Origin of the sequence: Pseudomonas sp. YNh (genome assembly GCF_037993085.1) — a bacterium.
GTDB classification, from domain to species: domain Bacteria; phylum Pseudomonadota; class Gammaproteobacteria; order Pseudomonadales; family Pseudomonadaceae; genus Aquipseudomonas; species Aquipseudomonas putida.
Genome location: NZ_JBBMRJ010000038.1, coordinates 15,914 through 38,073, shown reverse-complemented (window position 1 = coordinate 38,073; position 22,160 = coordinate 15,914). Strand labels below are relative to the sequence as shown.

Sequence of the window (22,160 nt, the reverse complement as noted above, 5' to 3'; positions counted from 1 at the left end):
CTTTTCGCCTCGGTGCTAGAGTTCAGGCAGACTTGACCGGTTTTGCAACGAATACTGAGCGGAGCTGTCGGAACAGACAGTTCCCGGACCCATTTAGGAGGCTTCATGTTCCGTACCCGTGCTTACCTGGCAACCCTGGCGGTGGCTGCTGTCCTGGCTGGTTGCAGCACAGGTGGCAACGCTGGTGGCGATGCGCCGGCCGCATCGGCTGGCAACGATGGCCGCTGCGAAGCCAGCGGCGCCGATTTTGCCATTGGCAAACCAGGCAGCGCCGAGCTGCTGGAGCAGGCGCGCAAGGGCAGTGGCTCGCAGACAGCACGCATCCTCAAGCCGCACGATGTAGTAACCCTGGAATACCGCTCCGACCGCCTGAACCTGAACGTGGACGAGCAAGGCAAGGTAACCCGCGTCAACTGCGGTTGATGCAGCTCCAAAGGCCCATGCGGCCCCTGTAGCAGCGGCCTCGTGCCGCGAAAGGGCCGCAAAGAGCAGCGTATACCGCCTGGTAAGCGCCCATAAAAAAACCCGCCACAAGGGCGGGTTTTTTCACAGCTTCCGAATTACTCCGGACGAACCTGTGCAGCCTGCATGCCCTTCTGACCGCGCTCGGCGACGAAGGAAACTTGCTGACCTTCTTTCAGGCTCTTGAAGCCGTCGGATTCGATGGCCTTGAAGTGAACGAACAGGTCGTCGCCGCCGCCTTGTGGGGTGATGAAGCCGAAGCCTTTCTCATCATTGAACCATTTGACGGTGCCGGTTTGGCGATTGGACATGGGATGAATCTCCAGAAACTTGAAATTTTTCGAAGTGCCTAGACGCCTGAGCTGTCTGGCACAGATGACATCATAGTCTAATTCTGCGGAACTAGCGCCTTTTACCTTCACCGGATGTTGATCCAGCGCAAAATAATCGTCAGCCACCACCGGCTTTAAGGTTTCAGCGCTTCGGTGCGCAGGCCTGTTGTACCACGGTCTGGGCCTTCTGCATCAGCTTGGCGTCAACGCCATCCTTGCTGTCCAGGTCGGCAATCTCGGCGTCGGTAAAATTCTTTTTGATCGCTTGTGCGCCGCAGTCGCAGTGTTTTTTCGCGGTGGCAGCGTCAACGCCCTGGCTGCCGGCCACTTGCGTGCACTGGGCGGTGTAGGCGGCCTCCTTCCCGGCTGGGAAGTTGCCGGCGTTCGCAGCCACGGGCAGCAGCAGGGCGCCAGCGGCCGCCAGGGCCAGAAGAGACGGAACTCGCATAACCAGTTACTCCTTGGGTTAAGGTCTCATCAAGAGTAGGTTGCTTCCCAAAGTCTGAGCGGTATTTTTCCGCGTTAGTTCACCGCTGCGGTGCAATTTCCAAATATTTCTGCCTGGGGTGCAACCCGCGTGCTAGCATGCTCGGCTTGTGGTCGCGCTGTGCCGGCTGCAGCTATCTTTTTTCTTTCCAGTCACTCTGGTTCGTCCCTTGCAAGCCGAAAGGCTTCTGCCACTGTGAGGCAGGCTTCCTTATAAAGGAGGGCAGGTCGGATCTTGTACTGGCTCATCCCAACCCACGTGACCTTTGGTAGGGGTCACCACTAGGAGAGGAGGCGCCATGCCCACTATTACTCTTCCCGATGGCAGTCAACGTTCGTTTGATCACGCCGTATCCGTAGCCGACGTTGCCGCTTCCATCGGCGCCGGCCTGGCCAAGGCCACCGTCGCCGGCAAGGTCGACGGCAAACTGGTCGATGCTTGCGACCTGATCAGTCACGACGCCACCCTGCAGATCATCACCCCTAAAGATGAAGAGGGACTGGAGATCATCCGTCACTCGTGCGCCCACCTGGTCGGCCACGCGGTGAAGCAGCTGTACCCGACCGCCAAGATGGTGATCGGCCCGGTTATCGACGAAGGCTTCTATTACGACATCGCCTACGAGCGCCCCTTCACCCCTGAAGACATGGCCGCCATCGAAAAGCGCATGATGGAGCTGATCGAGAAAGACTACGACGTGGTCAAGAAAGTGACCCCGCGCGCCGAAGTCATCGACGTGTTCAAGGCCCGTGGCGAAGACTACAAGCTGCGCCTGGTCGAAGACATGCCGGATGAGCAGGCCATGGGCCTGTACTACCACGAAGAATACGTCGACATGTGCCGCGGCCCGCACGTGCCGAACACCCGCTTCCTCAAGGCATTCAAGCTGACCAAGCTGTCCGGTGCCTACTGGCGCGGTGATGCCAAGAACGAGCAGCTGCAGCGCGTGTACGGCACTGCCTGGGCCGACAAGAAGCAGCTGGCTGCCTACGTTCAGCGCATCGAAGAAGCCGAAAAACGCGACCACCGCAAGATCGGCAAGCAGCTCGACCTGTTCCACCTGCAGGAAGAAGCCCCGGGCATGGTGTTCTGGCACGCCAACGGCTGGACCGTGTACCAGGTACTCGAGCAGTACATGCGTCAGGTTCAACGCGCCAACGGCTACCTGGAAATCAAGACCCCGCAGGTTGTCGACCGCATTCTCTGGGAGCGTTCCGGCCACTGGTCCAACTACGCCGAGAACATGTTCACCACTTCGTCGGAAAGCCGTGACTACGCGGTAAAACCGATGAACTGCCCGTGCCACGTGCAGGTGTTCAACCAGGGCCTGAAAAGCTACCGCGACCTGCCGCTGCGCCTGGCCGAGTTCGGTGCCTGCCACCGTAACGAGCCGTCCGGCGCCCTGCATGGCATCATGCGTGTGCGTGGCTTCGTACAGGATGACGCGCACATCTTCTGCACCGAAGAACAGGTGAAGAAAGAAGCCGCCGACTTCATCAAGCTGACCCTGGACGTGTACAAGGACTTCGGCTTCAGCGACATCGCCATGAAGCTGTCCACTCGTCCGGCCAAGCGTGTTGGTTCCGAAGAGCTGTGGGATCGTGCCGAAAGCGCACTGGCCGACGCCCTGAACGAATCGGGCCTTGAGTGGGAATACCAGCCAGGCGAGGGCGCCTTCTACGGCCCGAAAATCGAGTTTACCCTGCGCGACTGCCTCGGCCGTAACTGGCAGTGTGGTACCCTGCAGTACGACCCGAACCTGCCAGAGCGTCTGGACGCCAGCTACATCGCCGAAGACAACAGCCGTGTTCGCCCGGTCATGCTGCACCGTGCCATCCTCGGTTCGTTCGAGCGCTTCATCGGCATGCTGATCGAGCACTACGCTGGCGTGTTCCCGGCGTGGCTGGCACCGACCCAGGCGGTGATCATGAATATCACCGACAAACAGGCCGATTTCGCCCTAGAGGTTGAGAAATCTCTGAACGGTAGCGGTTTCCGTGCCAAGTCGGACTTGAGAAATGAGAAGATCGGCTTTAAAATCCGCGAGCATACTTTGCTCAAGGTCCCGTACCTTTTGGTTATAGGGGATCGCGAAGTCGAAACGCAGACCGTTGCAGTGCGTACTCGCGAAGGCGCAGACCTGGGCTCCATGCCCGTCGCCCAATTCGCTGAGCTTCTGACACAAGCGGTTTCCCGGCGTGGTCGCCAAGAATCGGAGTAATGACTATTAAGCGTGAAATGAGAAACGATAAGCGTGCTGTACCGAAGGCCCCGATCAACGAGAATATCTCGGCCCGCGAGGTTCGGTTAATTGGCGCAGACGGCGAGCAGGTTGGCATCGTCTCGATTGATGAAGCGCTGCGTATCGCTGATGAAGCGAAGCTGGATCTGGTAGAAATCTCTGCAGACGCGGTACCACCGGTCTGCAAGGTCATGGACTACGGCAAGCACCTCTTCGAGAAGAAGAAGCAGGCCAACGAAGCCAAGAAAAACCAGAAGCAGATCCAGATCAAAGAAATCAAGTTTCGTCCAGGGACGGAGGATGGGGATTACCAGGTAAAACTACGCAACCTGGTACGTTTCCTTACCGATGGGGACAAGGCCAAGATCTCTCTGAGATTCCGTGGTCGTGAGATGGCCCACCAGGAGCTGGGCATGGAGCTGTTGAAGCGGGTTGAAGCTGACCTGCTTGAATACGGCACCGTTGAGCAGCATCCGAAGATGGAAGGACGCCAGCTTATGATGGTCATCGCCCCCAAAAAGAAGAAGTAATCTCCCGGGCACGGCAGGCCTGATGATTATTGTGTAATTTTTTTCGAATGCGGAGTTCAACATGCCAAAAATGAAAACCAAGAGCGGTGCTGCGAAGCGCTTCCTGAAGACAGCTTCGGGCTTCAAGCACAAGCACGCTTTCAAGAGCCACATCCTGACCAAAATGTCGACCAAGCGTAAGCGTCAACTGCGCGGTGCCAGCTTGCTGCACCCGTCTGACGTGGCAAAAGTCGAGCGCATGCTGCGCGTTCGTTAATTCTGGTTAAGATAGAGGAAGTTACTCATGGCTCGTGTTAAGCGTGGCGTCATCGCTCGTAAGCGTCACAAGAAAATTCTGAAACTGGCTAAAGGTTACTACGGTGCACGCTCGCGCGTATTCCGCGTAGCCAAGCAAGCGGTCATCAAGGCAGGCCAATACGCCTACCGCGACCGTCGCCAGAAGAAGCGTCAGTTCCGCGCACTGTGGATCGCTCGTATCAACGCCGGTGCTCGCAACAACGGTCTGTCCTACAGCCGTCTGATTGCTGGCCTGAAAAAGGCTTCGATCGAAATCGACCGTAAGGTTCTGGCCGATCTGGCAGTGAACGAAAAAGCGGCGTTTGCTGCGATTGTCGAGAAAGCTAAAGCCGTTCTGGCTTAAGTACCCGCGACAATCACCCGGCGGCGCTAGCGCCGTCGGGCATTGAACGTCATCGATAGGGGAAGAGCCTTCAAAGCTCTTCCCCTATTTTCGTATCTGGAGTCTGTACATGGAAAACCTGGATGCGCTGGTCTCCCAAGCCCTAGAGGCCGTGGAGCGCGCTGAAGACATCAATGCCCTGGAACAGATCCGGGTTAATTATCTCGGCAAGAAGGGCGAGCTGACCCAGGTGATGAAGACCCTGGGCAACCTGCCAGCCGAAGAGCGGCCGAAAGTCGGCGCGCTGATCAACGACGCCAAAGAGCGCGTCACCGTTGTGCTCAATGCCCGCAAGGCCGCCTTTGAAGAAGCCGAGCTCAGCGCTCGCCTGGCTGCCGAATGCATTGACGTCACCCTGCCAGGCCGCGGCCAGGCCACCGGTGGCTTGCACCCGATCACCCGTACACTCGAGCGCATCGAGCAGTTCTTCACCCACATCGGCTACGGCATTGCCGAAGGCCCAGAGGTCGAAGACGACTACCACAACTTCGAAGCGCTCAACATCCCCGGCCACCACCCGGCCCGGGCGATGCACGACACCTTCTACTTCAATGCCAACATGCTGCTGCGTACCCACACCTCGCCGGTGCAGGTGCGGACCATGGAGTCCACCCAGCCGCCCATTCGCATTGTGTGCCCGGGCCGCGTATATCGCTGCGACTCGGATATCACCCACTCGCCGATGTTCCACCAGGTCGAAGGCCTGCTGATCGATCGCGATATCAACTTCGCCGACCTCAAGGGCACCATCGAAGAATTCCTGCGCGTATTCTTCGAGAAAGAACTGGCGGTGCGTTTCCGCCCATCGTTCTTCCCCTTCACCGAGCCGTCCGCCGAAGTCGACATCCAGTGCGTGATGTGTTCCGGCAACGGCTGCCGCGTGTGCAAGCAGACCGGCTGGCTGGAAGTGATGGGCTGCGGCATGGTGCACCCAAGCGTGCTGCGCATGTCCGGCATCGACCCTGAAGAGTTCCAGGGCTTCGCCTTCGGCATGGGCGCCGAGCGCCTGGCCATGCTGCGCTATGGCGTCAACGATTTGCGTCTGTTCTTCGATAACGACCTGCGGTTCCTTGCCCAATTCCGCTAGGCCCAATCGACGCACATTCTAGGAGAACAGCATGAAATTCAGTGAACAGTGGCTGCGCGGTTGGGTAAACCCGCAAGTCTCCCGTGACGAACTGGTCGCCCGCCTGTCCATGGCCGGCCTCGAAGTCGACAGCGTTACCCCCGCTGCCGGCCAGTTCAGCGGCATTGTCGTGGGCGAAATCCTCGCCACCGAACAACACCCGGACGCCGACAAGCTGCGCGTATGCCAGGTGACCAACGGCCAGGAAACCTTCCAGGTCGTGTGCGGCGCGCCTAATGCCCGCCCAGGCATCAAGGTCCCGTTCGCCATGATCGGTGCCGAGCTGTCTGGCGACTTCAAGATCAAAAAGGCCAAGCTGCGCGGCGTCGAGTCCTTCGGCATGCTGTGCTCGGCGGCCGAGCTGGAAATCAGCGAAGAGAACGACGGCCTGCTGGAACTGGCGGCTGATGCCCCGGTTGGCGAAAACATTCGCACCTACCTGAGCCTGGACGACGCCAGCATCGAAATCGGCCTGACGCCGAACCGCGGTGACTGCCTGTCCATCGCCGGCCTGGCCCGTGACGTCAGCGCCCTGTACGACACCCCGGTCACCCGCCCGGTGGTGCCTGCCGTAGCGCCTGCCCACGACGAAGTGCGCCCGGTCGAAGTCAGCGCCCCCGCGGCCTGCCCACGCTACCTGGGCCGCGTTATCCGTAACGTCGACCTCAGCAAGCCGACCCCACTGTGGATGGTCGAACGCCTGCGCCGCAGCGACGTGCGCAGCATCGACGCCGCCGTCGACATCACCAACTATGTGATGCTCGAACTCGGCCAGCCGATGCACGCCTTCGACCTGGCAGAAATCAACGGCGGCATCCGCGTACGCATGGCCGAAGAGGGCGAAAAGCTCGTCCTGCTCGACGGCCAGGAAGTTGCCCTGCGCGCCGACACCCTGGTCATCGCCGACCACACCCGCGCCCTGGCCATCGCCGGCGTGATGGGTGGCGAGCACAGCGGTGTGAACACCGAAAAAACCCGCGACCTGTTCCTGGAAAGCGCCTTCTTCGAGCCGATTTCCGTTGCCGGTAAAGCCCGTTCCTACGGCCTGCACACCGATGCCTCGCACCGCTACGAGCGGGGCGTCGACTCGCAGCTGGCCCGCGAAGCCATCGAGCGCGCCACCCAGCTGCTGCTGGACATCGTCGGCGGCGAAGCCGGCCCGGTGGTTGAAGCCGTCAGCGAACAGCACCTGCCGAACGTGGCCCCGGTCACCCTGCGTGACGAACGCATCACCCAGATGCTCGGCATGCAGATGGACCCAGCCCAGGTAGAGCAACTGCTCAACGCCCTGGAGCTGACCACGACCCGTGATGGGGAAGGGCAGTGGACCGTAACCGTCCCAAGCCACCGCTTCGACATCAGCCTGGAAGTGGACCTGATCGAAGAGCTGGCCCGCCTGTACGGCTACAACAACCTGCCGGTTCGCTACCCGCAAGCCCGCCTGGCCCCACAGGGCAAGCCGGAAACCCGCGGTGACCTGCCAACCCTGCGCCGCCTGCTGGTTGCCCGCGGCTACCAGGAAGCCATCACCTACAGCTTCATCGACCCAAAACTGTTCGAACTGTTCAGCCCGGGCGTAGAGCCGCTGTTGCTGGCCAACCCCATCTCTAGCGACATGGCCGCCATGCGCGCCTCGCTGTGGCCGGGCCTGGTCAAGGCACTGCAGCACAACCTGAACCGCCAGCAAGACCGCGTGCGCCTGTTCGAAAGCGGCCTGCGCTTCGTCGGCCAACTGGGTGACCTGCAGCAGCAGCCAATGATTGCCGGCGTTATCACCGGCAGCCGCCTGCCAGAAGGCTGGGCCAACGGCCGCGACGGCGTCGACTTCTTCGACGTGAAAGCCGACGTCGAAGCCCTGCTGGGCTACTCCGGCGCCCTGAGCGACTTCACCTTCAGCGCCGGCAAGCACCCAGCCCTGCACCCAGGCCAGACCGCCGCCATCGAGCGCGACGGCAAACTGGTCGGCTACCTCGGCGCCATCCACCCAGAGCTTGCCAAAGCCCTGGGCCTGGACCGCCCGGTGTTCCTGTTCGAGCTGGTGCTGGGCGACGTGGTCGAAGGCCGCCTGCCGAAATTCAGCGAGCTGTCCAAGTTCCCGGAAACCCGTCGTGACCTGGCTTTGATTGCAGGACGTGATGTAGCTTCTAGCGCGGTGCTTGAATTAATTCGTGACAATGCAGGCGAATGGCTCACAGACCTCAGGCTGTTTGATGTCTACCAAGGTAAAGGCATTGATCCTGATAGAAAAAGCCTTGCCGTTGGCTTGACCTGGCAGCATCCATCGCGCACTCTTAACGACGATGAGGTGAACACTACCCTGCAAAACATCCTCACCTCGCTCGAACAAAGGTTGAACACCACGTTAAGGAAATAACGGCATGGGTGCTCTGACGAAAGCTGAGATGGCCGAAAGGCTGTACGAGGAGCTGGGGCTTAACAAGCGTGAGGCCAAGGAGCTGGTCGAGCTGTTTTTCGAAGAAATTCGGCACGCACTTGAAGAGAACGAGCAGGTCAAGCTGTCCGGTTTCGGCAACTTCGACCTTCGCGACAAACGCCAGCGGCCGGGCCGCAACCCCAAGACAGGGGAAGAGATCCCGATCACCGCACGGCGCGTCGTCACCTTTCGTCCAGGGCAGAAGTTGAAGGCCCGGGTTGAGGCCTATGCTGGAACCAAGCCATAACGACGAACTGCCCCCCATACCGGGCAAACGCTACTTCACCATTGGTGAAGTGAGTGAGTTGTGTGCCGTAAAGCCGCACGTGCTGCGGTATTGGGAGCAGGAGTTCGACCAGCTTAACCCTGTGAAGCGGCGGGGGAACCGGCGGTATTACCAGCGGCAGGATGTGCTGATGATCCGCCAGATTCGTGCGCTGCTTTATGACCAGGGGTTCACCATTGGCGGGGCTCGATTGAGGCTTTCCAGTGATGAGGCTAAGGATGAATCCAGCCAGTACAAGCAGCTGATTCGGCAGATGATTGTTGAGTTGGAGGATGTGCTGGTGGTTTTGAAGAAGTGAGCTGGGATTTTTCTGATGGGTGGAAATTTTTTTGAGAAAAAGCTTTCATTTATCAGAGGGTTAGGGTACATTCTTCAACGTTCTCGGCAAGATTGAGAACATGCTTCAAGCCCAGTCGGGGCGTAGCGCAGCCCGGTAGCGCACTTGCATGGGGTGCAAGGGGTCGAGTGTTCGAATCACTCCGTCCCGACCATTTTTAAAAGCCAGATCAGAAATGATCTGGCTTTTTTGCGTGCTTGATTTATGGGGTCGTATAATGGCTTAATGATGCTATGTAATGGTTGTCCTGATATCGGTTGGCGCTTCCACCTGTACTGCGAGAGAGGTATAGTACTGGATATTTGTTCAGTGACTTGGCAGTTCAGTGCTCACTGGTTCTTTCAATTGTTGATGGGTTAATTATGTCGTTTGGGGAAGGGGTGGCTGAGGAGCCTAGCAACTCGGGGCCAGATATTATTAGGGAAAATGAAGATAGTTTTAAGTTTGTCGATCTTTTCGCAGGCTTGGGAGGCTTTCATCTCGCGCTCGCAAGGATGGGCGGCTCTTGCGTTTTCGCCGCAGAGTGGAAAGAGCACCTCCGCAACTTATATCAAGCAAACTTTGGGTTGCTTCCTGCTGGTGACATTAGAAGCGTCCTTCCTAACGATGTTCCTGATCACGATGTTCTGACGGCTGGCTTTCCGTGCCAACCTTTTTCAAAAGCTGGGGAACAGTTGGGTTTTGAGTGCACAGAGCAGGGTGGGTTGTTCTTTGAAGTGCTCAATATTCTATCTATAAAAAAACCCCGCTATTTTATCCTTGAGAATGTTCCAAATTTGCTTAAGCATGATCAGGGTAGGACATGGAAGAGGATTTTGGACGAACTAGGTGATGGAGGGCTAGGTTACGAAGTTAAAACGGCAAAGCTTTCTCCGCATAATTTCGGTATTCCTCAGATCAGAGAGCGGATATATATCGTAGGGTCAATCGAAAGTTTAGAAAATTTTGAATGGCCGGCTATAAGCTCACAAGAGACTTCAATTAATTCTATACTTGAAGATTCGCCGTCGGATGCGAAACAGCTATCGAGGCGGGCTTCAGATTGTCTCGAAGTTTGGCAGGACTTTATTGAGCGATGCCCTGAAAATGTAGAGCTTCCTTGGTTTCCATTGTGGTCCATGGAGTGGGGGGCCACTTATCCTTATGAAGATGAGACACCGTTCGCAGATAAGACTATGAATGGTGAAAAGGCTCTCAAAGGGTATAAGGGGAGTCATGGAGTAGATTTGACATCTATGGCGCTAGTTGAGCACCGTTGGGAGGCTTTGCCCAGCCATGCAAGAACACCACAAATGCTTTTCCCAAAGTGGAAGCAAAATTTCATTAGGAAGAATCGCGAGTTTTATCAGTCAAATAAAGAGTGGATAGATCCGTGGCTTCCGAGGGTTTTAGAGTTTCCATCTAGTCTGCAAAAACTTGAGTGGAATGTGAAAGGTGGTGATCGGAATATATGGGAGTACGTCTTGCAGTTCAGGGCTTCGGGAGTCAGGGTTAAACGGCCGACTACGGCGCCTAGTTTAATTGCGATGACCGATACGCAAGTTCCGATCATCGGTTGGCAAAAAAGGTATATGACTCCTCGTGAGTGTGCCCGCCTTCAGAGTTTGGAAGGTTTGAAGGAACTTCCAAAGTTTACCACACACGCGTTCTCCGCACTTGGTAACGCGGTGAACTCAAGTGTAGTCGAGATGGTTGCGAGAAAGTTGATTCGTTAAAGTCGACTGAATGTCTGATGGGCAGTTTTTAGGAAGTGCTTATGCCGCAGGAGCCAAAACATGGATCGTCTAAGCCAGTAGGAATTCGTCCGCAAGTTACAATGTTGTCTGTTTTGCGTCACCTTAATTACAAACCCTGGTTCGCTCTGGCTGAGTTTATCGACAATTCTCTGCAGAGTTATTTGGCGAATCGGGAGCAGCTGCATGCTGTTAATGGTGAGAACTATAAGTTTCGAGTGAGTGTAAAAATCGAAACAAGTCCACCTGGCCGAATTGTTATCTCTGATAATGCAGCTGGTATTTCGGTAGATGATTTTCCTCGAGCATTCAGGGCTGCACAGGTTCCTACAGATAGAGCCGGGCTGTCTGAATTCGGGATGGGTATGAAAAGTGCTGCCTGTTGGTTCTCGGGAAATTGGAGTGTCCGAACAAAAGCAGTTGATAGTAGTGTCGAGCGCAAAATTGAGTTCGATATTAAAGATATCGTAGAAAATAATGTAGAGTCCCTCGATGTAAGTGAAAGAGACTCAGGTTCAACTAAAGGTAGCTATACGGTTGTTGTGTTGAATGGACTTCATCACGTACCCCAAGGGCGTACTGTAGGAAAAATTAAAGAGCATCTCGCTAGCATATATAGGGTATTCATACGCGACGGCCAGATGCAATTATTTTTTGGGGATGAGTTGCTGAGGTATTCTGAGGTGCCTATTCTTCGCAGCTTAGAGTATAAGGCACCTGGCGTTCCAGTTGAAGCTGGAGAGAGCCAATTGGTACTTTGGAAAAAGTCAATAGACTTTGACTTCGGGCAGGGGCAGCGCATTACCGGATTTGCTGCTTTGAGAGAAGTTGGATCAACTAATTTGGCTGGCTTTTCGATTTTTCGAAGGAATAGGCTGATCGAGGGAAGTCACGATGAGACTTATAGGCCTGACTTCATATTTAAGCAAACAAACAGTTATCGTTATCAACGCCTGTTTGGCGAACTGCATGCTGAGGGTTTTGAGGTAAGTCACACCAAGAATGGGTTCCGCTGGGAGGAGTTTGAAGAAGAGTTTCTCGATTGCCTAAAACAAGAACTAGAATCTGGCGATAAAAATATTCTTGCCCAGGCTGATAACTATCGCGCGCTGCCGAGCAAGAAATCTATTCAGGCGAAAGCAGAACATGCTACTAGATTGGTTGGTGAGTATGTCGAAAGTAACTTGGTGCCTGTTTTAAAAGAGATAAGCTCTGATCCGGCTTCCCATTTCGGAGATGCCATTCCGGAAGAATTGGAAGTAAGTAAGTTACAGGCATCCGAAAAGATCATATTGGTAGATGACGGTGTATGGCAGTGGTTAATTAATTTAAGGACCTCTGTTGACTATTCGCGTGAAGACTGGGTTTCCGTTGCTAAGTCTCAGGATTTGAGAATTTCCGGAGATACTTGTAGAAAATTAACCGTGGAATTATCGCTGGTTCATCCATTTACGTCTGAGTTCTTGGGCGTTAATAATGAAAATATAGAGTTGCTATTGCGTTTTGCAGTTGTGGTTAGTATTGCGTTAGTGCTTGCGGAAGATGTGACGGGTAATCCTCCGGAAACGACCCTGTACCACCTTAACAAATTGTTGCGTGGTGTATTGAGCAATGGAGAGCTTGCAGTTGAATAATAAAGATTCTTTAATTTCCCCTCCGCTCAAATGGGAGCCGGAGCTAGGCGATTTTACGACGCAATTTTTGGATGGTAAATCTAAAGATGCTAACGGCCCGAGTTTCGAGGATCTTACTCAAGGTGAGTATTCGATTCTGCAAGAAGCTAGGCGTATTCTCGGTCGTTGTCTGCCACCTTCATTATCGGCTGCTCCAGAAACTGGGCTAGTAGTTGGTTATGTCCAAAGTGGCAAAACATTATCCTTTGAAACAGTTATTGCGCTGGCGCGTGATAATGGTTATGGCGTAATAATAGTGCTGGCGGGCACAAAAAATAATTTGAGAGATCAATCCGAAGATAGGCTTAAGAAAGATTTTGAGATAGAGGGTAGTGAAGACTGGTATCATTTATCAAACCCATCTATGTCCGTCAAGGATCAGATTGAGAGTCGTCTTGACGCCTGGAAGAGAAGGCCTTCAAAAAAATCACTGTTAATAACCGTGTTGAAACATGGTGGGCATTTAGAAAAGTTAGCGACAGTTTTTTCAAAGTTGGATCTTGTTAGTGTTCCGTGTTTGATTATTGATGATGAGAGCGATCAGGCAAGCTTAAATACGAAGGCTGCCAGAATACAGGCTGGCTTAGCAGCGGTAACTGATGTTAGTACGACTTATAAATCTATTCTGAAACTTAGAGATGTGCTTCCGCATCACTCGTATCTACAGTATACCGCTACCCCGCAAGCGAACCTGCTTCTAGCTCAAACAGATTTTCTTAATCCAAATTTTGCTGAGCTAGTTACTCCGGGTGATGCCTATACAGGGGGGAAGTCATTTTTCATAGAGCAGAAGGGTTTGGTTGAGATTATTCCTTCTCAGGAAATTCCGTCCAAAAACAATGTGCTGAAAGCACCGCCGAAAAGCTTGTTGAAGGCACTAAGAACATTTTTGTTAGTGGCGTCGCATCATTCGTTAACACGAGCAAAAGGAAGAGGAGCGAAGGATCGTAATCGCTCTATGATGGTGCATCCTGCCATTTCAACGAGTTCGCATAAGCTATACAAAGGTTGGATTGATAACTCACTCAGAACCTTAAGGGGCATGATGCCCTTAAACGGGGTGAAGCCGCAAGCCGCAATTGTCAATCTGTTTCAAGAGGAGTATGACTCGTTAAAAGCCACTTGCCACGATTTGTCGCCGTTGGAAGATCTTCTAGTTGAAATTGCAGAAGAGGTTTTTGTTGAACTAAATGTTGTAGAGATTAATGGTACGAAAGATGCCGAAGAAAAGGTATCTTGGAGGTCCTCCCCTTATTGGATTCTGGTAGGTGGTGCTAAACTTGATCGAGGTTATACTGTTGAGGGCCTTTGCATCACCTACATGCCGCGGCCATTGGGAACAGCACCTGCAGCCGATAATTTGCAGCAAAGAGCGCGCTTTTTTGGGTATAAGCTACCCTATCTGAATCAGTGTCGGGTGTTTCTCCAGTCTTCTGTTAAAGATGCGTTTTCTGAATATATAGAGCATGAAGAATGTGTTCGTGAAGCTCTAATTTCAAATCGTGGTAAACCTTTGTCTCAGTGGCGTCGCGATTTTATTTTAACTCAGCTGCTTAAGCCTACGCGCGCTAATGTCATTGGTTTAGGGATTCGAAAGATTCCAGTAGACGGATGGCTAGTTCCCAAGGTCATGCATCGAGATGCCACCGCTATCGAATCTAATAGGATATTGCTGCATACCACTGTAGATAAGTGGGCTGCTGCTCACGGAGGTATTCAAAGTGCAGCTGAAGTGATGGGTGTTTTAACCTCTCCACATAATGTGATTGAGGCTGTGCCATTGTATTCTGTGCTTGAAGATTTTCTTTTGTCTGTCCAGGTTCGTGACGCCAAGGATGCAGAGCAGCACAGTGCAATGTTGATCGCGCTTTCAAAACTCTTGGCTGAAGATGATTCGTTAAAAGTTGACATTTTCATGATGAATAAACTGGAAAGCGGGTATCGTTCAAGACGGGTAAGGAATGTAGCGCAGGGTATTGATAGATACTCTCCTATTAATCAATACTTCAGTCAAAGTGCGGATGTAAAAAATGATCGTGCCTACTGCTTCAAGGATAGAATTACTTTGCAGTTGAGATTTTTTGATCTTGGTGTAGTGCAAAGGGAGAAGGATAAAGCAGATATTAAGGGCGTTGCATGGTTTGCTGTTAATATCCCTTCCTTGATGCGTAAGTCCCTGGTAGTTGAAAAAAGATAGTCTTGGCTTTCCATCATGGTGGCAGCTTTCAACTGCCACCTTTTATGTTTCTAGAGTTCTTATGCTTGTTTTGATTTTGCATTTTATCTAAATGCTCTTTAGGGTGCTGGCTTGAGTGTTTGAGAATTAAGCTCTTCGGTAGTATTGAAAACCGTGCACTCATAGAGGCTGATGTCCAGGTACCGCTTGTCAGTCGGACATACTTGCAGGACGTCGTCCAGCCAGGTCAAATAACTTTCCGAGCCATTGCAGCAAAGCTGGGAGGCGAGAGTGTGTTCCTCAACTTGTGCTCCTTGTGCATCAGCGAATGCTCGGATCGCTTCTCTACTGCCAATGCACTTAGGGTGACGCGCTGATCAACGCCCAGTAGTGAGGCAAGACGCATCAGATACATGAGCATGTCGGCTAACTCTTCTTCGACGGATTGTGCCGTTTCCGGGTGGTAAGCAGCGGACTTGGAAGCGTCTTCGCTGAGCCATTGGAAGATCTCTATGAGTTCACCCACTTCGCCCCGCAGCGCCATGACCAATCTTTTGGGTGAATGGAACTGGCCCAAGTTGCGATCCGTGGCGAATTACTCAAGGGCGTCGGCCAGACGGTTGGTGTCGACGAGTTGGGTCGCATCGGCAGGGGTAGTCACGTGAGCATCCTGTGGTGGCGGGCGAACCGAGCGGTTTTGAGCCATCGTTTCGCCTTCATTGCAGATGCTGGACTCCATACTTCCTACAGACTAAATGAGAAGGAGTGTAGGAAGATTCCTGGGTGCTCCTGATGGTTTGGGACGAGCGCCCCCGAGACACGGAAACTCCTTCATTAGTAGGCTGACATGTCTTGTGTGGCTTGATTTTGTGTAGGAAAAAGCTGAAAGTTGCGTCGAAAACTACCGCAAGGACGCATAGTCAGTGACACAGCTTTCCCTCCTGAAAAGCCCCGCAGCCGTACAGGCGGCAATGGACGAATTTTCGCATCTGGGGCGGGTTGCGTTTCTCAAACGCTATGGCTTCGGTAAATCAAGGGACTACATGGTCCGCAACCCTCGAACAGGGGAGCCATACGATTCCAAGGCGATTGTGGGTGTTGCTTTTGGTAAGCAGTTTCCAATGCAAGGGGTGCTTAGGGCCGAGGATTTCTCTGGCGGTGAAATGACCGTGGTTCCGCTGCTTCAGGCTTTGGGTTTTGAGGTTATCCGTATTGGGGAGGATTGGACCGACGATGAGGTCCAAGCCACGGTCGCTGACTATTTCGAAATGCTCCGCTTGGAAGCAGATGGCGTGGCCTTCAACAAGTCGGGGCACAACGAGGTCTTGCGCAAGCAGCTGAGGGGGCGAAGCAAAGCGTCCGTAGAGCTTAAGCATCAGAACATCAGTGCTGTGCTTGCAGGTATGGGCTTACCCTTTATCCAAGGCTACAAACCGCGCGGCAACAGCCAATTATTATTGCGCAAAGCTGTCCAGGAGTATGTGTTTGGGCATTCGACGGACGTGGGTAAGATCGTCGATGGGATGGAGGAGGTGAAGACTCCAGCGCAGAAGTCCTACGCGGCAGTGCTGGTCGAATCTCCGGTTATGGAAGAGCGGCAAAAGCTGGTTGCACCGACCCGTTTACGACAACGCCTGCCGCGCAAGCTCGACTACGCCGCCCGGGACGAAGCGAATCGCAAGCTTGGCCGATTGGGAGAGGATTGGGTGATTGGCTATGAGCAGCATCGCCTGACGGAGATGGGCCATCCTGAGCTGTTTCAGCATTTGGAGTGGATCTCCGATACTCAAGGTGATGGTGCTGGTTACGACATACTCTCGTTCGAAAGCGATGTTCTCCACCGATATATCGAGGTAAAGGCGACGAATGGGGGGATCGCGTCCTCGTTTGTTGTTAGCCACAACGAGCTGGAGTTCTCTGCGGAAGCTGGGGACCAGTTTTATCTTTACCGGGTTTTCCAGCTAAGCGGCGAGCCGAAACTCTTCATTTTGCGTGGTGATTTGTCGAGTCAGCTGTACTTGAAACCGTTGGATTTCAGGGCCAGCTTTCGCGAGCACTTGAGATAGAGCTCGCTTAATTTCGGGAAATCAGGTGAAGCAGTCCGTCTGATGTTTGGACCGATTGGGCCGGTTTGAAGACCTTCGTGGGCAGGCCTACTCATACACAAGGGGCCTGCCCTAAAACTTCATCAAGGGTTCTTCATCATTCCCAGCTCAGCATCATCCATCAGCGCCTTGGCTAAAGCGCAGAGATAGTGCGAAGCCCAAATTAGCTGTGGCTTGTCTTCCATCAACCCGTCCAAGGTCATATCCCGTGCATACCCCATCAGCTCCGATGCCTGTTCTCGCGCGCTCTGGCAAGGGATACCGGCTTCAATACGAAACAGCGGATGGGTCTGGTTTTCACCCTGATAGAAGGTGGTTTTACCGACGGTGAATTTGGTTTCTTCTGTGGACATTGGTCAATCTCCCCGAAATCTCTAGTGCCTGGGCTGGCCTCTCGCCGGCAAGCCAGCTCCCACAAGTGCTGCATAGGCTTCAAGATCTGCGACATGGCTCAGATCCATGTGGAGGCTCGGCTTGCAGGCGTTTGGGGGCCTGGGCGACACATCAATTTGGCTTCAGTGCGAAGTCCCAGGCTCAGTAGGCATCTGCACCTGGGCTATTGCGGACTCCAGTAAAGCCCGCAGCGTCTCCAGTTCATGCATCGAGGTCATCATCAAAATCGATGCTGGCGACTTAGGCTGTAGCAGCATCGCCTGATGCACGACAGTCGTAGCGCAAAGCGCGTAGTCCGAGGCTTCGATGAGGGTGTCTTCGAGGCAGAGAGTTTTGTGGGGTGGATCTGGAACGATCTTGAGCATGGTGAAGCTCCAACGTATAGGGAGGAGCTACCACGGCCATGCCGTCAAGCAATGGGTGGTAGCTGTACGCGGGTTGACGGACCGAGACGTTGGCACTCGGCGCACCACAGGGTGCCCGCACGTACAGCCACCATAAAAGTGTGCACATGAGGACAGCGTCATCGGTCCGTCAAAACCGGTCGCCGAATTGGCAGCGACGGATCGAGACTAGGGCTGACTATTTCCATGTGCAACGAAAAACAGGCGCGAGGAGTATCTTTGGGAAATGGCCTACAAGGAAGGGGTTATTTCTGATTTTTCGACCCGCTGCCGTTCCTCAAGACGTCGACAGGAAACATGCGGGCAAAAGAAAGCCCGCCGAGGCGGGCTAAGTACTATCACGTAGGGATAGCTTGATACTGCCCAAGCCACTGTGAAAATTGGGTGAAAGAAAAATCCCCAGAATGTGATCAACCAGAAACGTTAGCGGGGCCTCGCGCCCTTTACAGCTGGGCTTTCTGCCGCTGGTAGCGCTGAAAACGGGTAACAGCGATCTGGACGGCAGCTGCCACGAGGCACAGCAGGCCGATTTTCCAGCTGCCCTCCAGGCCGTAATGCTCGGCGATTTTCCCAGTGAGGATGACGCTAACGAAAATGGCGAAAGGCAGTATCAATTTGTTCATCGGGTCTTCCAGCAAGCTGCAAATGGCTTGGGTGAGGATGCAGGTCACCCAGCGGAAATGACGCGATCTTAGCAAATCCGTTTGCGGCTTTGTGGTCACATCCACAGCGGCTGCGCGGTCTGCTGTCTGTAGCGCGATAATGGCAAAGGGGCAGCATGGACTTCCGCCATTCGGCCCTCGAAACTGATCCACTCTCATCTCGACCAGGGCAGGTCATGAATAACCTGAAACGGACCACCTTTCTCATGCTACTGCTGGCAGTAGCCTCGTTAACCGCCTGCGTCCCTTGGAAACGCGAACGCGCCGCCTACGCGGACCTTTGCGAGTCCGAGTTCCAGTTCAAGGTGCCAGGGCCGCAGGGTGAGACCACGCTCTACCTGGAAACCTACCTCTATGACCACGCTGCTCTATGGGGCGAAAAGGCCTACGAGCAAGCCCTGTACGTGCAGTACCCGGGCGAGAAGTACTCGCGGCAGGAATTTTATGTGCAAATGGTCGCCTACAACAAAGACCGTCAGCGCCCATCGACTGATTCCAAGCGTGGTGAGCCGCCGATACCGGTGCTGTACGACAGCCGTCAGGCTTACATTACCTTAGAAGACGGTTCGCGCCTGAATGCACGGCCCGAGGTGTACGTGGGCGTCAACGAGACTTACGACTTTCCGTTGGTGAATGAGAAGACCGCTCGGCGATCGCCGTACGACATCAACAGCGATGAAGTGCACCGGATGATTCCCAGGATGACCAACAACAAGCGCTATGGCTCGGCGTATGTGATCTTCCAGACGGACAAGTTTGATGCGGACTCCAAATGGACGATTCATCTGGGGGCACTGGATGTGCTGGGCCGCAAGGTGGAGATTCCGCCGTTGAGGCTCTGTTATCACCCTGTGAAGAAATGGATCGGGATTGAGCCGCTGATGAGGCCTTAAGGGTATTTCCGAAGTGGGCCGGGGTGGGGCTGGGCCTGAGGTCGGACAGCTATGGCCAATGGGGCCGCTGTGCGGCCCATCGCAGGCAAGCCAGCTCCTACAGGTGCGGTGCATGGCTTGGCATTAGGGCCTGAGGCTTGGTCAGCCGTGGTCAGTCAACCCATCGCCACAGTGGCTCGTCCAGCAAACCTACCCCTCGCAACTGCGTTTGCCCGTGGTGCTTCTCAAGCTCCAGCACATTGCACCCGTCGCACGCGGTCAATGCGTCGATCAGCGGCTTGCTGTGCGACACCACCCACACCTGGCTACGTTGCGAGGCGCGGATGATCAGGCGGGCCAGCGCAGGTAGCAGGTCGGCATGCAGGCTGGTTTCCGGTTCGTTCAGCACCATCAGTGACGGCGGGCGGGGTGTCAGCAGCGCTGCCATCAGCAACAGGTACCTCAAGGTGCCATCGGACAATTCAGCACCCCCTAACGGGCGCAGCAGCCCATGTTGGTGTAGCCGCACGCTGAACAGCCCGCCCGGCGGTGCATCAATCGCCAGGCGGCTGCCGGGAAACGCGTCGTCCAGCGCCGCTACCAGGTCTTCGACATCACCTATCTCGATAATGGTCTGCAGCGCCGAAGCGAGGTTGCGGCCGTCGTGATGCAACACTGGCGACCGGGTACCCAGCTGTGGCTGTCGACAAGGCGCGTCGCGGTCGATGCGAAAGTGGTCGTAGAACCGCCAGCTGTTGATGAACGCGCGCAGCTCACCAATCTCCGGCGCCTGGCGGGGCCGGCCGACGATGTTGAAGAAGCTCTCGCCGCTGTCAGCATGCTGATCCAGCACTGCCCAGCCGTTGCCTTCGCGGGCCCGCACCATGGCGTTCTTGCGCTCGACCAGCAAGGAGGCGGGCCGATAGGCACCAGCGCCCCAGATGGCCTCGCACTTTATCTCAGGGTCGAGCATGAACGCGGTTGGATACGGCAGGGGAATCGGCAGGCCGAGGGAGATGGCAAAACCGAAGTCCTCGGTGGCAAAGCCCAGGCGCAGGCGCCTGGCTTCGCTCGGGTGCTGGCCTTGGATGGGCACTTCGCCGCGCTTCATCCGTGCGCTGGTTGCCGGGCCGGCCCACCAGGTCGAATCCAGCCCGCCTTCACGGGCGAGGGCTTCGATCACGCCGCCCTGGGCGGTTTCGGCCAGCAGGCGCAGGGCCTTGTACAGGTTGGATTTGCCGCTGCCGTTGGCACCAGTCACCAGGTTGAGTTGGCCCAGCGGCAGTACCAGGTGGTTGATCGAGCGGTAGTTGCCGATGGCGAGGGTAGTGAGCATGCAGTGCTTTCCAGCGTGTACCAAGCGACCGATTGTGGCCGAAGCGGGGCTGCCTTGCCAGCTTCATCAGGTATTCAGCCGCGTGCCTGCAAGGCCGCTGGCTAGCGTTAATGAACCTGGCCAGGCCACTTGCGCTGGGTAGCCAGCGCAAGCAACTCACGCTGCCCCGAAATACCCAGCTTGCGGTACAGCCGCTTGATATACGTAGCCGCACTCGAACGCTGAATACCCATGCTCACGCTAATGTCCTCAACCTCACACCCAGCCAGCATCAGTTGCAGCAGCTCCTGGTCACGCCGGGTCAGTTCCGGGTACAAGCTGACAACCCGTTCACTGAGCAGTGCCGGCATTTCATTGGCTTCGAGATAGGCCCGGTAATGAAGGCGCGAGATTTGTACGATCAGCGGGGCGGCTGTTTCGATGACGTTGATCTCGTTGGGTGAGAAGCGGCCGTGCTCGCGGCCTCGGTAGAAGTTTATCGACAGCCAGCGGTTGCCCTCGCAATGGGTCAGCAGGGCGACGCGTTCGGAGATTTGCGGTAGCTCGTAACAGATGCGTCGGTAGTCGCGGTGGGCGATGTCTTCGATGGCCTGGCGTTGCACCATGATGCGGTCGGCGGTCGACAGGGCAGGGCGCGCGGTCATTGCCTGTTGGTTGCCATCCATGCTGTAGAAGCGTTCGGCGTAGTTGCTGGAGATTCTGGGTAGCTCGATCATGCGTGCGCGGTCGGCGAACGAGATGACTTGCGGGCTGCGGTTGGGGCTGTAGGCGAAGATGGTGCATTGGGCCAAGGGGACTTGGGCGCTGACCAGTTTCAGCATGTCGGCCGCTAGCATCTTGTCGTGGCCTTGCCCTACGCGTGATAGCAGGGTGGCTGTTTGCTCGATGCTTAGGCGAAAGTCGGTCTTGGATGCGCGTAATGGCCAGAATTCCATGCTGCACTCCCTTGGGCTCGGCAGGTTTTATTATTGTGGGCGGCCCCTCGGGCGGTGTTGCCGCACAGAATACCTAATCCATAGCCGAAACAAGGCCACGAAGGCGGCGCGACAGAAAAATATGCGACGCGATGACCTGAAAAAAGCTGAGGTGACCTACCAGGTTTCAGTGGCGCTTACTGCTGAGGGCTTCTACGGCATAGGTCGAAAGCCTGCAAATACCCAGCGCCTTGGCGATCAGCGGCACACGCCAGCTTGGCCGGTCACCCGCAGCCAAGCGTTCGGCCAGCATGATTGCCCCGGCCAGCAGCATGACGGGAATGTGCCCATGGTGGACCAGCAGCGGTACCAGCATCCAGGCCCAGCATGCGCCGATGCACCACACCCCGTGGCTCAGGCCGAAACCCAGGCAGTCCCGGTCTGCCTTCCACCCGAACAGGCCGATACGCTGCAGCCGGTGCCCCCGGTTGAGCGCTGCCCGGTGCCACGGGCTGGCAGACCAAAGTACGGCCAGCAGTACGCTCAGGCCGAGGGCGCTGTCAGGGAAGACCAGCGACAGCAGCAGCGCAATTGCGCTGAGCAACAGCCCGGCGGCCATCCACAGGGTGCTGTAGCCCAGCAAAAAACCAACCAGCGCGCGCACACGCCGACGTGGCAGGCTGGAGCGCCAAACATGCATGAGTGGCATTGCCAGCAGGGGCGGCATCATCGCAACCAGCATCAGTGCCCAACTGCTCAGCACCTCATGCAATGGGGTCATGACCAGCTCGGCCCGTATGGCGCTGAACCACAGCGCCGCTACGTCCAGGCCCTCTGCGCTGATGCAAAACGCCGCGTAAGCAGCATGCCCATTGTTGTAGATGCACAACACCAGGCCGACCCCGGCCGTTGCGAACAGCAACGGCCAGGGTGCCCGAGTGAAACCGCGCAGTATCGAACCCGGTTTGGCCATGCCC

At 55.3% G+C, this 22,160-nt stretch carries 24 protein-coding genes and 1 tRNA gene; 15 read left to right on the top strand and 10 right to left on the bottom strand.

What is annotated here, in order from left to right; all coding sequences use genetic code 11:
- Positions 1-105 precede the first annotated feature (105 nt).
- Positions 106-423 carry an I78 family peptidase inhibitor gene (locus WF331_RS26480; protein ID WP_016499012.1) on the top strand — a complete coding sequence of 106 codons (318 nt, stop codon included), beginning with the start codon at positions 106-108 and terminating at the stop codon, positions 421-423.
- Positions 424-560: 137 nt separating this feature from the next.
- Here the strand turns inward: WF331_RS26480 and WF331_RS26475 are convergent, their stop codons facing one another.
- Both WF331_RS26475 and WF331_RS26470 read right to left on the bottom strand, forming a co-directional pair.
- Entirely contained in the window at positions 561-773 is a 213-nt protein-coding gene (locus WF331_RS26475; protein WP_016499013.1) for a cold-shock protein, read from the bottom strand.
- 163 nt (positions 774-936) lie between these two features.
- Complete coding sequence (locus tag WF331_RS26470; RefSeq protein ID WP_016499014.1) at positions 937-1,242, bottom strand: hypothetical protein; 306 nt, start codon at positions 1,240-1,242, stop codon at positions 937-939.
- A gap of 337 nt (positions 1,243-1,579) precedes the next feature.
- On the opposite strand from WF331_RS26470, the gene thrS reads away from it, so the two are divergent.
- The 12 genes from thrS (at position 1,580) to WF331_RS26410 (ending at position 14,518) form a co-directional block, all read left to right on the top strand.
- A complete protein-coding gene (thrS, locus tag WF331_RS26465) occupies positions 1,580-3,502 on the top strand; it encodes a threonine--tRNA ligase (RefSeq protein WP_016499015.1) in 1,923 nt (640 codons plus the stop codon).
- Entirely contained in the window at positions 3,502-4,053 is a 552-nt protein-coding gene (gene infC / locus WF331_RS26460) for a translation initiation factor IF-3 (RefSeq protein ID WP_016499016.1), read from the top strand. The genes thrS and infC overlap by 1 nt, the downstream gene beginning before the upstream one ends.
- A 61-nt stretch (positions 4,054-4,114) precedes the next feature.
- Positions 4,115-4,309 carry a 50S ribosomal protein L35 gene (gene rpmI, locus WF331_RS26455; protein ID WP_003250667.1) on the top strand — a complete coding sequence of 65 codons (195 nt, stop codon included), beginning with the start codon at positions 4,115-4,117 and terminating at the stop codon, positions 4,307-4,309.
- A 27-nt stretch (positions 4,310-4,336) separates the two neighbouring features.
- The gene (rplT, locus tag WF331_RS26450; RefSeq protein ID WP_009394046.1) at positions 4,337-4,693 is read left to right on the top strand and encodes a 50S ribosomal protein L20; all 357 of its coding nucleotides are present in this window, start codon (positions 4,337-4,339) and stop codon (positions 4,691-4,693) included.
- A gap of 109 nt (positions 4,694-4,802) precedes the next feature.
- On the top strand, positions 4,803-5,819 hold the full coding sequence (gene pheS, locus WF331_RS26445; RefSeq protein WP_016487883.1) for a phenylalanine--tRNA ligase subunit alpha: 1,017 nt from the start codon (positions 4,803-4,805) through the stop codon (positions 5,817-5,819).
- A 31-nt stretch (positions 5,820-5,850) separates the two neighbouring features.
- Positions 5,851-8,232, top strand: coding sequence for a phenylalanine--tRNA ligase subunit beta (gene pheT / locus WF331_RS26440; protein WP_061203965.1), 2,382 nt, complete (start codon positions 5,851-5,853; stop codon positions 8,230-8,232).
- 4 nt (positions 8,233-8,236) lie between these two features.
- Positions 8,237-8,539 carry an integration host factor subunit alpha gene (gene ihfA, locus WF331_RS26435; protein WP_003250679.1) on the top strand — a complete coding sequence of 101 codons (303 nt, stop codon included), beginning with the start codon at positions 8,237-8,239 and terminating at the stop codon, positions 8,537-8,539.
- Complete coding sequence (locus WF331_RS26430) at positions 8,520-8,876, top strand: MerR family transcriptional regulator (protein WP_003250681.1); 357 nt, start codon at positions 8,520-8,522, stop codon at positions 8,874-8,876. The genes ihfA and WF331_RS26430 overlap by 20 nt, the downstream gene beginning before the upstream one ends.
- Positions 8,877-8,992: 116 nt before the next feature.
- Positions 8,993-9,069, top strand: a tRNA-Pro gene (locus WF331_RS26425).
- A gap of 208 nt (positions 9,070-9,277) precedes the next feature.
- Positions 9,278-10,630 carry a DNA cytosine methyltransferase gene (locus WF331_RS26420; protein WP_340623465.1) on the top strand — a complete coding sequence of 451 codons (1,353 nt, stop codon included), beginning with the start codon at positions 9,278-9,280 and terminating at the stop codon, positions 10,628-10,630.
- A 41-nt stretch (positions 10,631-10,671) separates the two neighbouring features.
- A complete protein-coding gene (locus WF331_RS26415; protein ID WP_340623464.1) occupies positions 10,672-12,282 on the top strand; it encodes an ATP-binding protein in 1,611 nt (536 codons plus the stop codon).
- Positions 12,260-14,518, top strand: a complete 2,259-nt coding sequence (locus WF331_RS26410; RefSeq protein ID WP_340623463.1) for a Z1 domain-containing protein — start codon at positions 12,260-12,262, stop codon at positions 14,516-14,518. Before WF331_RS26415 ends, WF331_RS26410 begins: the two co-directional genes overlap by 23 nt.
- A gap of 98 nt (positions 14,519-14,616) precedes the next feature.
- On the opposite strand, the gene WF331_RS26405 is transcribed toward WF331_RS26410, so the two are convergent.
- Together WF331_RS26405 and WF331_RS29420 are read right to left on the bottom strand one after the other, a co-directional pair.
- A complete protein-coding gene (locus WF331_RS26405; RefSeq protein ID WP_340623470.1) occupies positions 14,617-14,835 on the bottom strand; it encodes a DNA/RNA helicase domain-containing protein in 219 nt (72 codons plus the stop codon).
- Entirely contained in the window at positions 14,745-15,074 is a 330-nt protein-coding gene (locus WF331_RS29420; protein WP_445325291.1) for a MazG-like family protein, read from the bottom strand. Before WF331_RS29420 ends, WF331_RS26405 begins: the two co-directional genes overlap by 91 nt.
- A gap of 346 nt (positions 15,075-15,420) precedes the next feature.
- Between WF331_RS29420 and WF331_RS26395 the strand changes: the two genes are divergently transcribed.
- Positions 15,421-16,563 (top strand): DUF3883 domain-containing protein, encoded by a 1,143-nt coding sequence (locus WF331_RS26395; RefSeq protein WP_340623462.1) that lies wholly within the window; start codon positions 15,421-15,423, stop codon positions 16,561-16,563.
- Between the two features lie 122 nt (positions 16,564-16,685).
- On the opposite strand, the gene WF331_RS26390 is transcribed toward WF331_RS26395, so the two are convergent.
- From WF331_RS26390 to WF331_RS26380, 3 genes are all read right to left on the bottom strand, one after another.
- Positions 16,686-16,955 carry a DUF3077 domain-containing protein gene (locus WF331_RS26390; RefSeq protein WP_085600479.1) on the bottom strand — a complete coding sequence of 90 codons (270 nt, stop codon included), beginning with the start codon at positions 16,953-16,955 and terminating at the stop codon, positions 16,686-16,688.
- A gap of 162 nt (positions 16,956-17,117) precedes the next feature.
- Positions 17,118-17,360: a hypothetical protein gene (locus WF331_RS26385; RefSeq protein ID WP_016499020.1), complete on the bottom strand. Its 243-nt coding sequence runs from the start codon at positions 17,358-17,360 to the stop codon at positions 17,118-17,120.
- Positions 17,361-17,842: 482 nt separating this feature from the next.
- Positions 17,843-18,022 carry a hypothetical protein gene (locus tag WF331_RS26380; RefSeq protein WP_174370177.1) on the bottom strand — a complete coding sequence of 60 codons (180 nt, stop codon included), beginning with the start codon at positions 18,020-18,022 and terminating at the stop codon, positions 17,843-17,845.
- Positions 18,023-18,237: 215 nt separating this feature from the next.
- Here WF331_RS26380 and WF331_RS26375 point away from each other — a divergent pair, with 215 nt between their 5' ends.
- A complete protein-coding gene (locus tag WF331_RS26375) occupies positions 18,238-18,954 on the top strand; it encodes a hypothetical protein (protein ID WP_340623461.1) in 717 nt (238 codons plus the stop codon).
- A gap of 151 nt (positions 18,955-19,105) precedes the next feature.
- Here WF331_RS26375 and WF331_RS26370 read toward each other — a convergent pair whose 3' ends face one another.
- The 3 genes from WF331_RS26370 to WF331_RS26360 form a co-directional block, all read right to left on the bottom strand.
- The gene (locus tag WF331_RS26370) at positions 19,106-20,269 is read right to left on the bottom strand and encodes an AAA family ATPase (RefSeq protein WP_338744457.1); all 1,164 of its coding nucleotides are present in this window, start codon (positions 20,267-20,269) and stop codon (positions 19,106-19,108) included.
- A gap of 107 nt (positions 20,270-20,376) precedes the next feature.
- On the bottom strand, positions 20,377-21,204 hold the full coding sequence (locus tag WF331_RS26365; protein WP_016499024.1) for a helix-turn-helix transcriptional regulator: 828 nt from the start codon (positions 21,202-21,204) through the stop codon (positions 20,377-20,379).
- A 166-nt stretch (positions 21,205-21,370) separates the two neighbouring features.
- The gene (locus WF331_RS26360) at positions 21,371-22,156 is read right to left on the bottom strand and encodes a copper chaperone (protein ID WP_016499025.1); all 786 of its coding nucleotides are present in this window, start codon (positions 22,154-22,156) and stop codon (positions 21,371-21,373) included.
- Positions 22,157-22,160: the final 4 nt, after the last annotated feature.

Excerpts from the sequence above, each read along its gene's own strand:
- WF331_RS26475 (WP_016499013.1), bottom strand. The coding sequence starts at position 773 with ATGTCCAATCGCCAAACCGGCACCGTCAAATGGTTCAATGATGAGAAA.
- WF331_RS26420 (WP_340623465.1), top strand. The coding sequence starts at position 9,278 with ATGTCGTTTGGGGAAGGGGTGGCTGAGGAGCCTAGCAACTCGGGGCCA.
- WF331_RS26360 (WP_016499025.1), bottom strand. The coding sequence starts at position 22,156 with ATGGCCAAACCGGGTTCGATACTGCGCGGTTTCACTCGGGCACCCTGG.
- thrS (WP_016499015.1), top strand. The coding sequence starts at position 1,580 with ATGCCCACTATTACTCTTCCCGATGGCAGTCAACGTTCGTTTGATCAC.
- WF331_RS26415 (WP_340623464.1), top strand. The coding sequence starts at position 10,672 with ATGCCGCAGGAGCCAAAACATGGATCGTCTAAGCCAGTAGGAATTCGT.
- infC (WP_016499016.1), top strand. The coding sequence starts at position 3,502 with ATGACTATTAAGCGTGAAATGAGAAACGATAAGCGTGCTGTACCGAAG.
- WF331_RS26370 (WP_338744457.1), bottom strand. The coding sequence starts at position 20,269 with ATGCTCACTACCCTCGCCATCGGCAACTACCGCTCGATCAACCACCTG.
- rplT (WP_009394046.1), top strand. The coding sequence starts at position 4,337 with ATGGCTCGTGTTAAGCGTGGCGTCATCGCTCGTAAGCGTCACAAGAAA.
- WF331_RS26365 (WP_016499024.1), bottom strand. The coding sequence starts at position 21,204 with ATGGAATTCTGGCCATTACGCGCATCCAAGACCGACTTTCGCCTAAGC.
- pheT (WP_061203965.1), top strand. The coding sequence starts at position 5,851 with ATGAAATTCAGTGAACAGTGGCTGCGCGGTTGGGTAAACCCGCAAGTC.
- WF331_RS26390 (WP_085600479.1), bottom strand. The coding sequence starts at position 16,955 with ATGTCCACAGAAGAAACCAAATTCACCGTCGGTAAAACCACCTTCTAT.
- WF331_RS26410 (WP_340623463.1), top strand. The coding sequence starts at position 12,260 with ATGGAGAGCTTGCAGTTGAATAATAAAGATTCTTTAATTTCCCCTCCG.
- WF331_RS26385 (WP_016499020.1), bottom strand. The coding sequence starts at position 17,360 with ATGCTCAAGATCGTTCCAGATCCACCCCACAAAACTCTCTGCCTCGAA.
- WF331_RS26430 (WP_003250681.1), top strand. The coding sequence starts at position 8,520 with ATGCTGGAACCAAGCCATAACGACGAACTGCCCCCCATACCGGGCAAA.
- WF331_RS26480 (WP_016499012.1), top strand. The coding sequence starts at position 106 with ATGTTCCGTACCCGTGCTTACCTGGCAACCCTGGCGGTGGCTGCTGTC.
- WF331_RS26380 (WP_174370177.1), bottom strand. The coding sequence starts at position 18,022 with ATGAACAAATTGATACTGCCTTTCGCCATTTTCGTTAGCGTCATCCTC.
- WF331_RS26470 (WP_016499014.1), bottom strand. The coding sequence starts at position 1,242 with ATGCGAGTTCCGTCTCTTCTGGCCCTGGCGGCCGCTGGCGCCCTGCTG.
- pheS (WP_016487883.1), top strand. The coding sequence starts at position 4,803 with ATGGAAAACCTGGATGCGCTGGTCTCCCAAGCCCTAGAGGCCGTGGAG.
- WF331_RS26375 (WP_340623461.1), top strand. The coding sequence starts at position 18,238 with ATGAATAACCTGAAACGGACCACCTTTCTCATGCTACTGCTGGCAGTA.
- rpmI (WP_003250667.1), top strand. The coding sequence starts at position 4,115 with ATGCCAAAAATGAAAACCAAGAGCGGTGCTGCGAAGCGCTTCCTGAAG.
- ihfA (WP_003250679.1), top strand. The coding sequence starts at position 8,237 with ATGGGTGCTCTGACGAAAGCTGAGATGGCCGAAAGGCTGTACGAGGAG.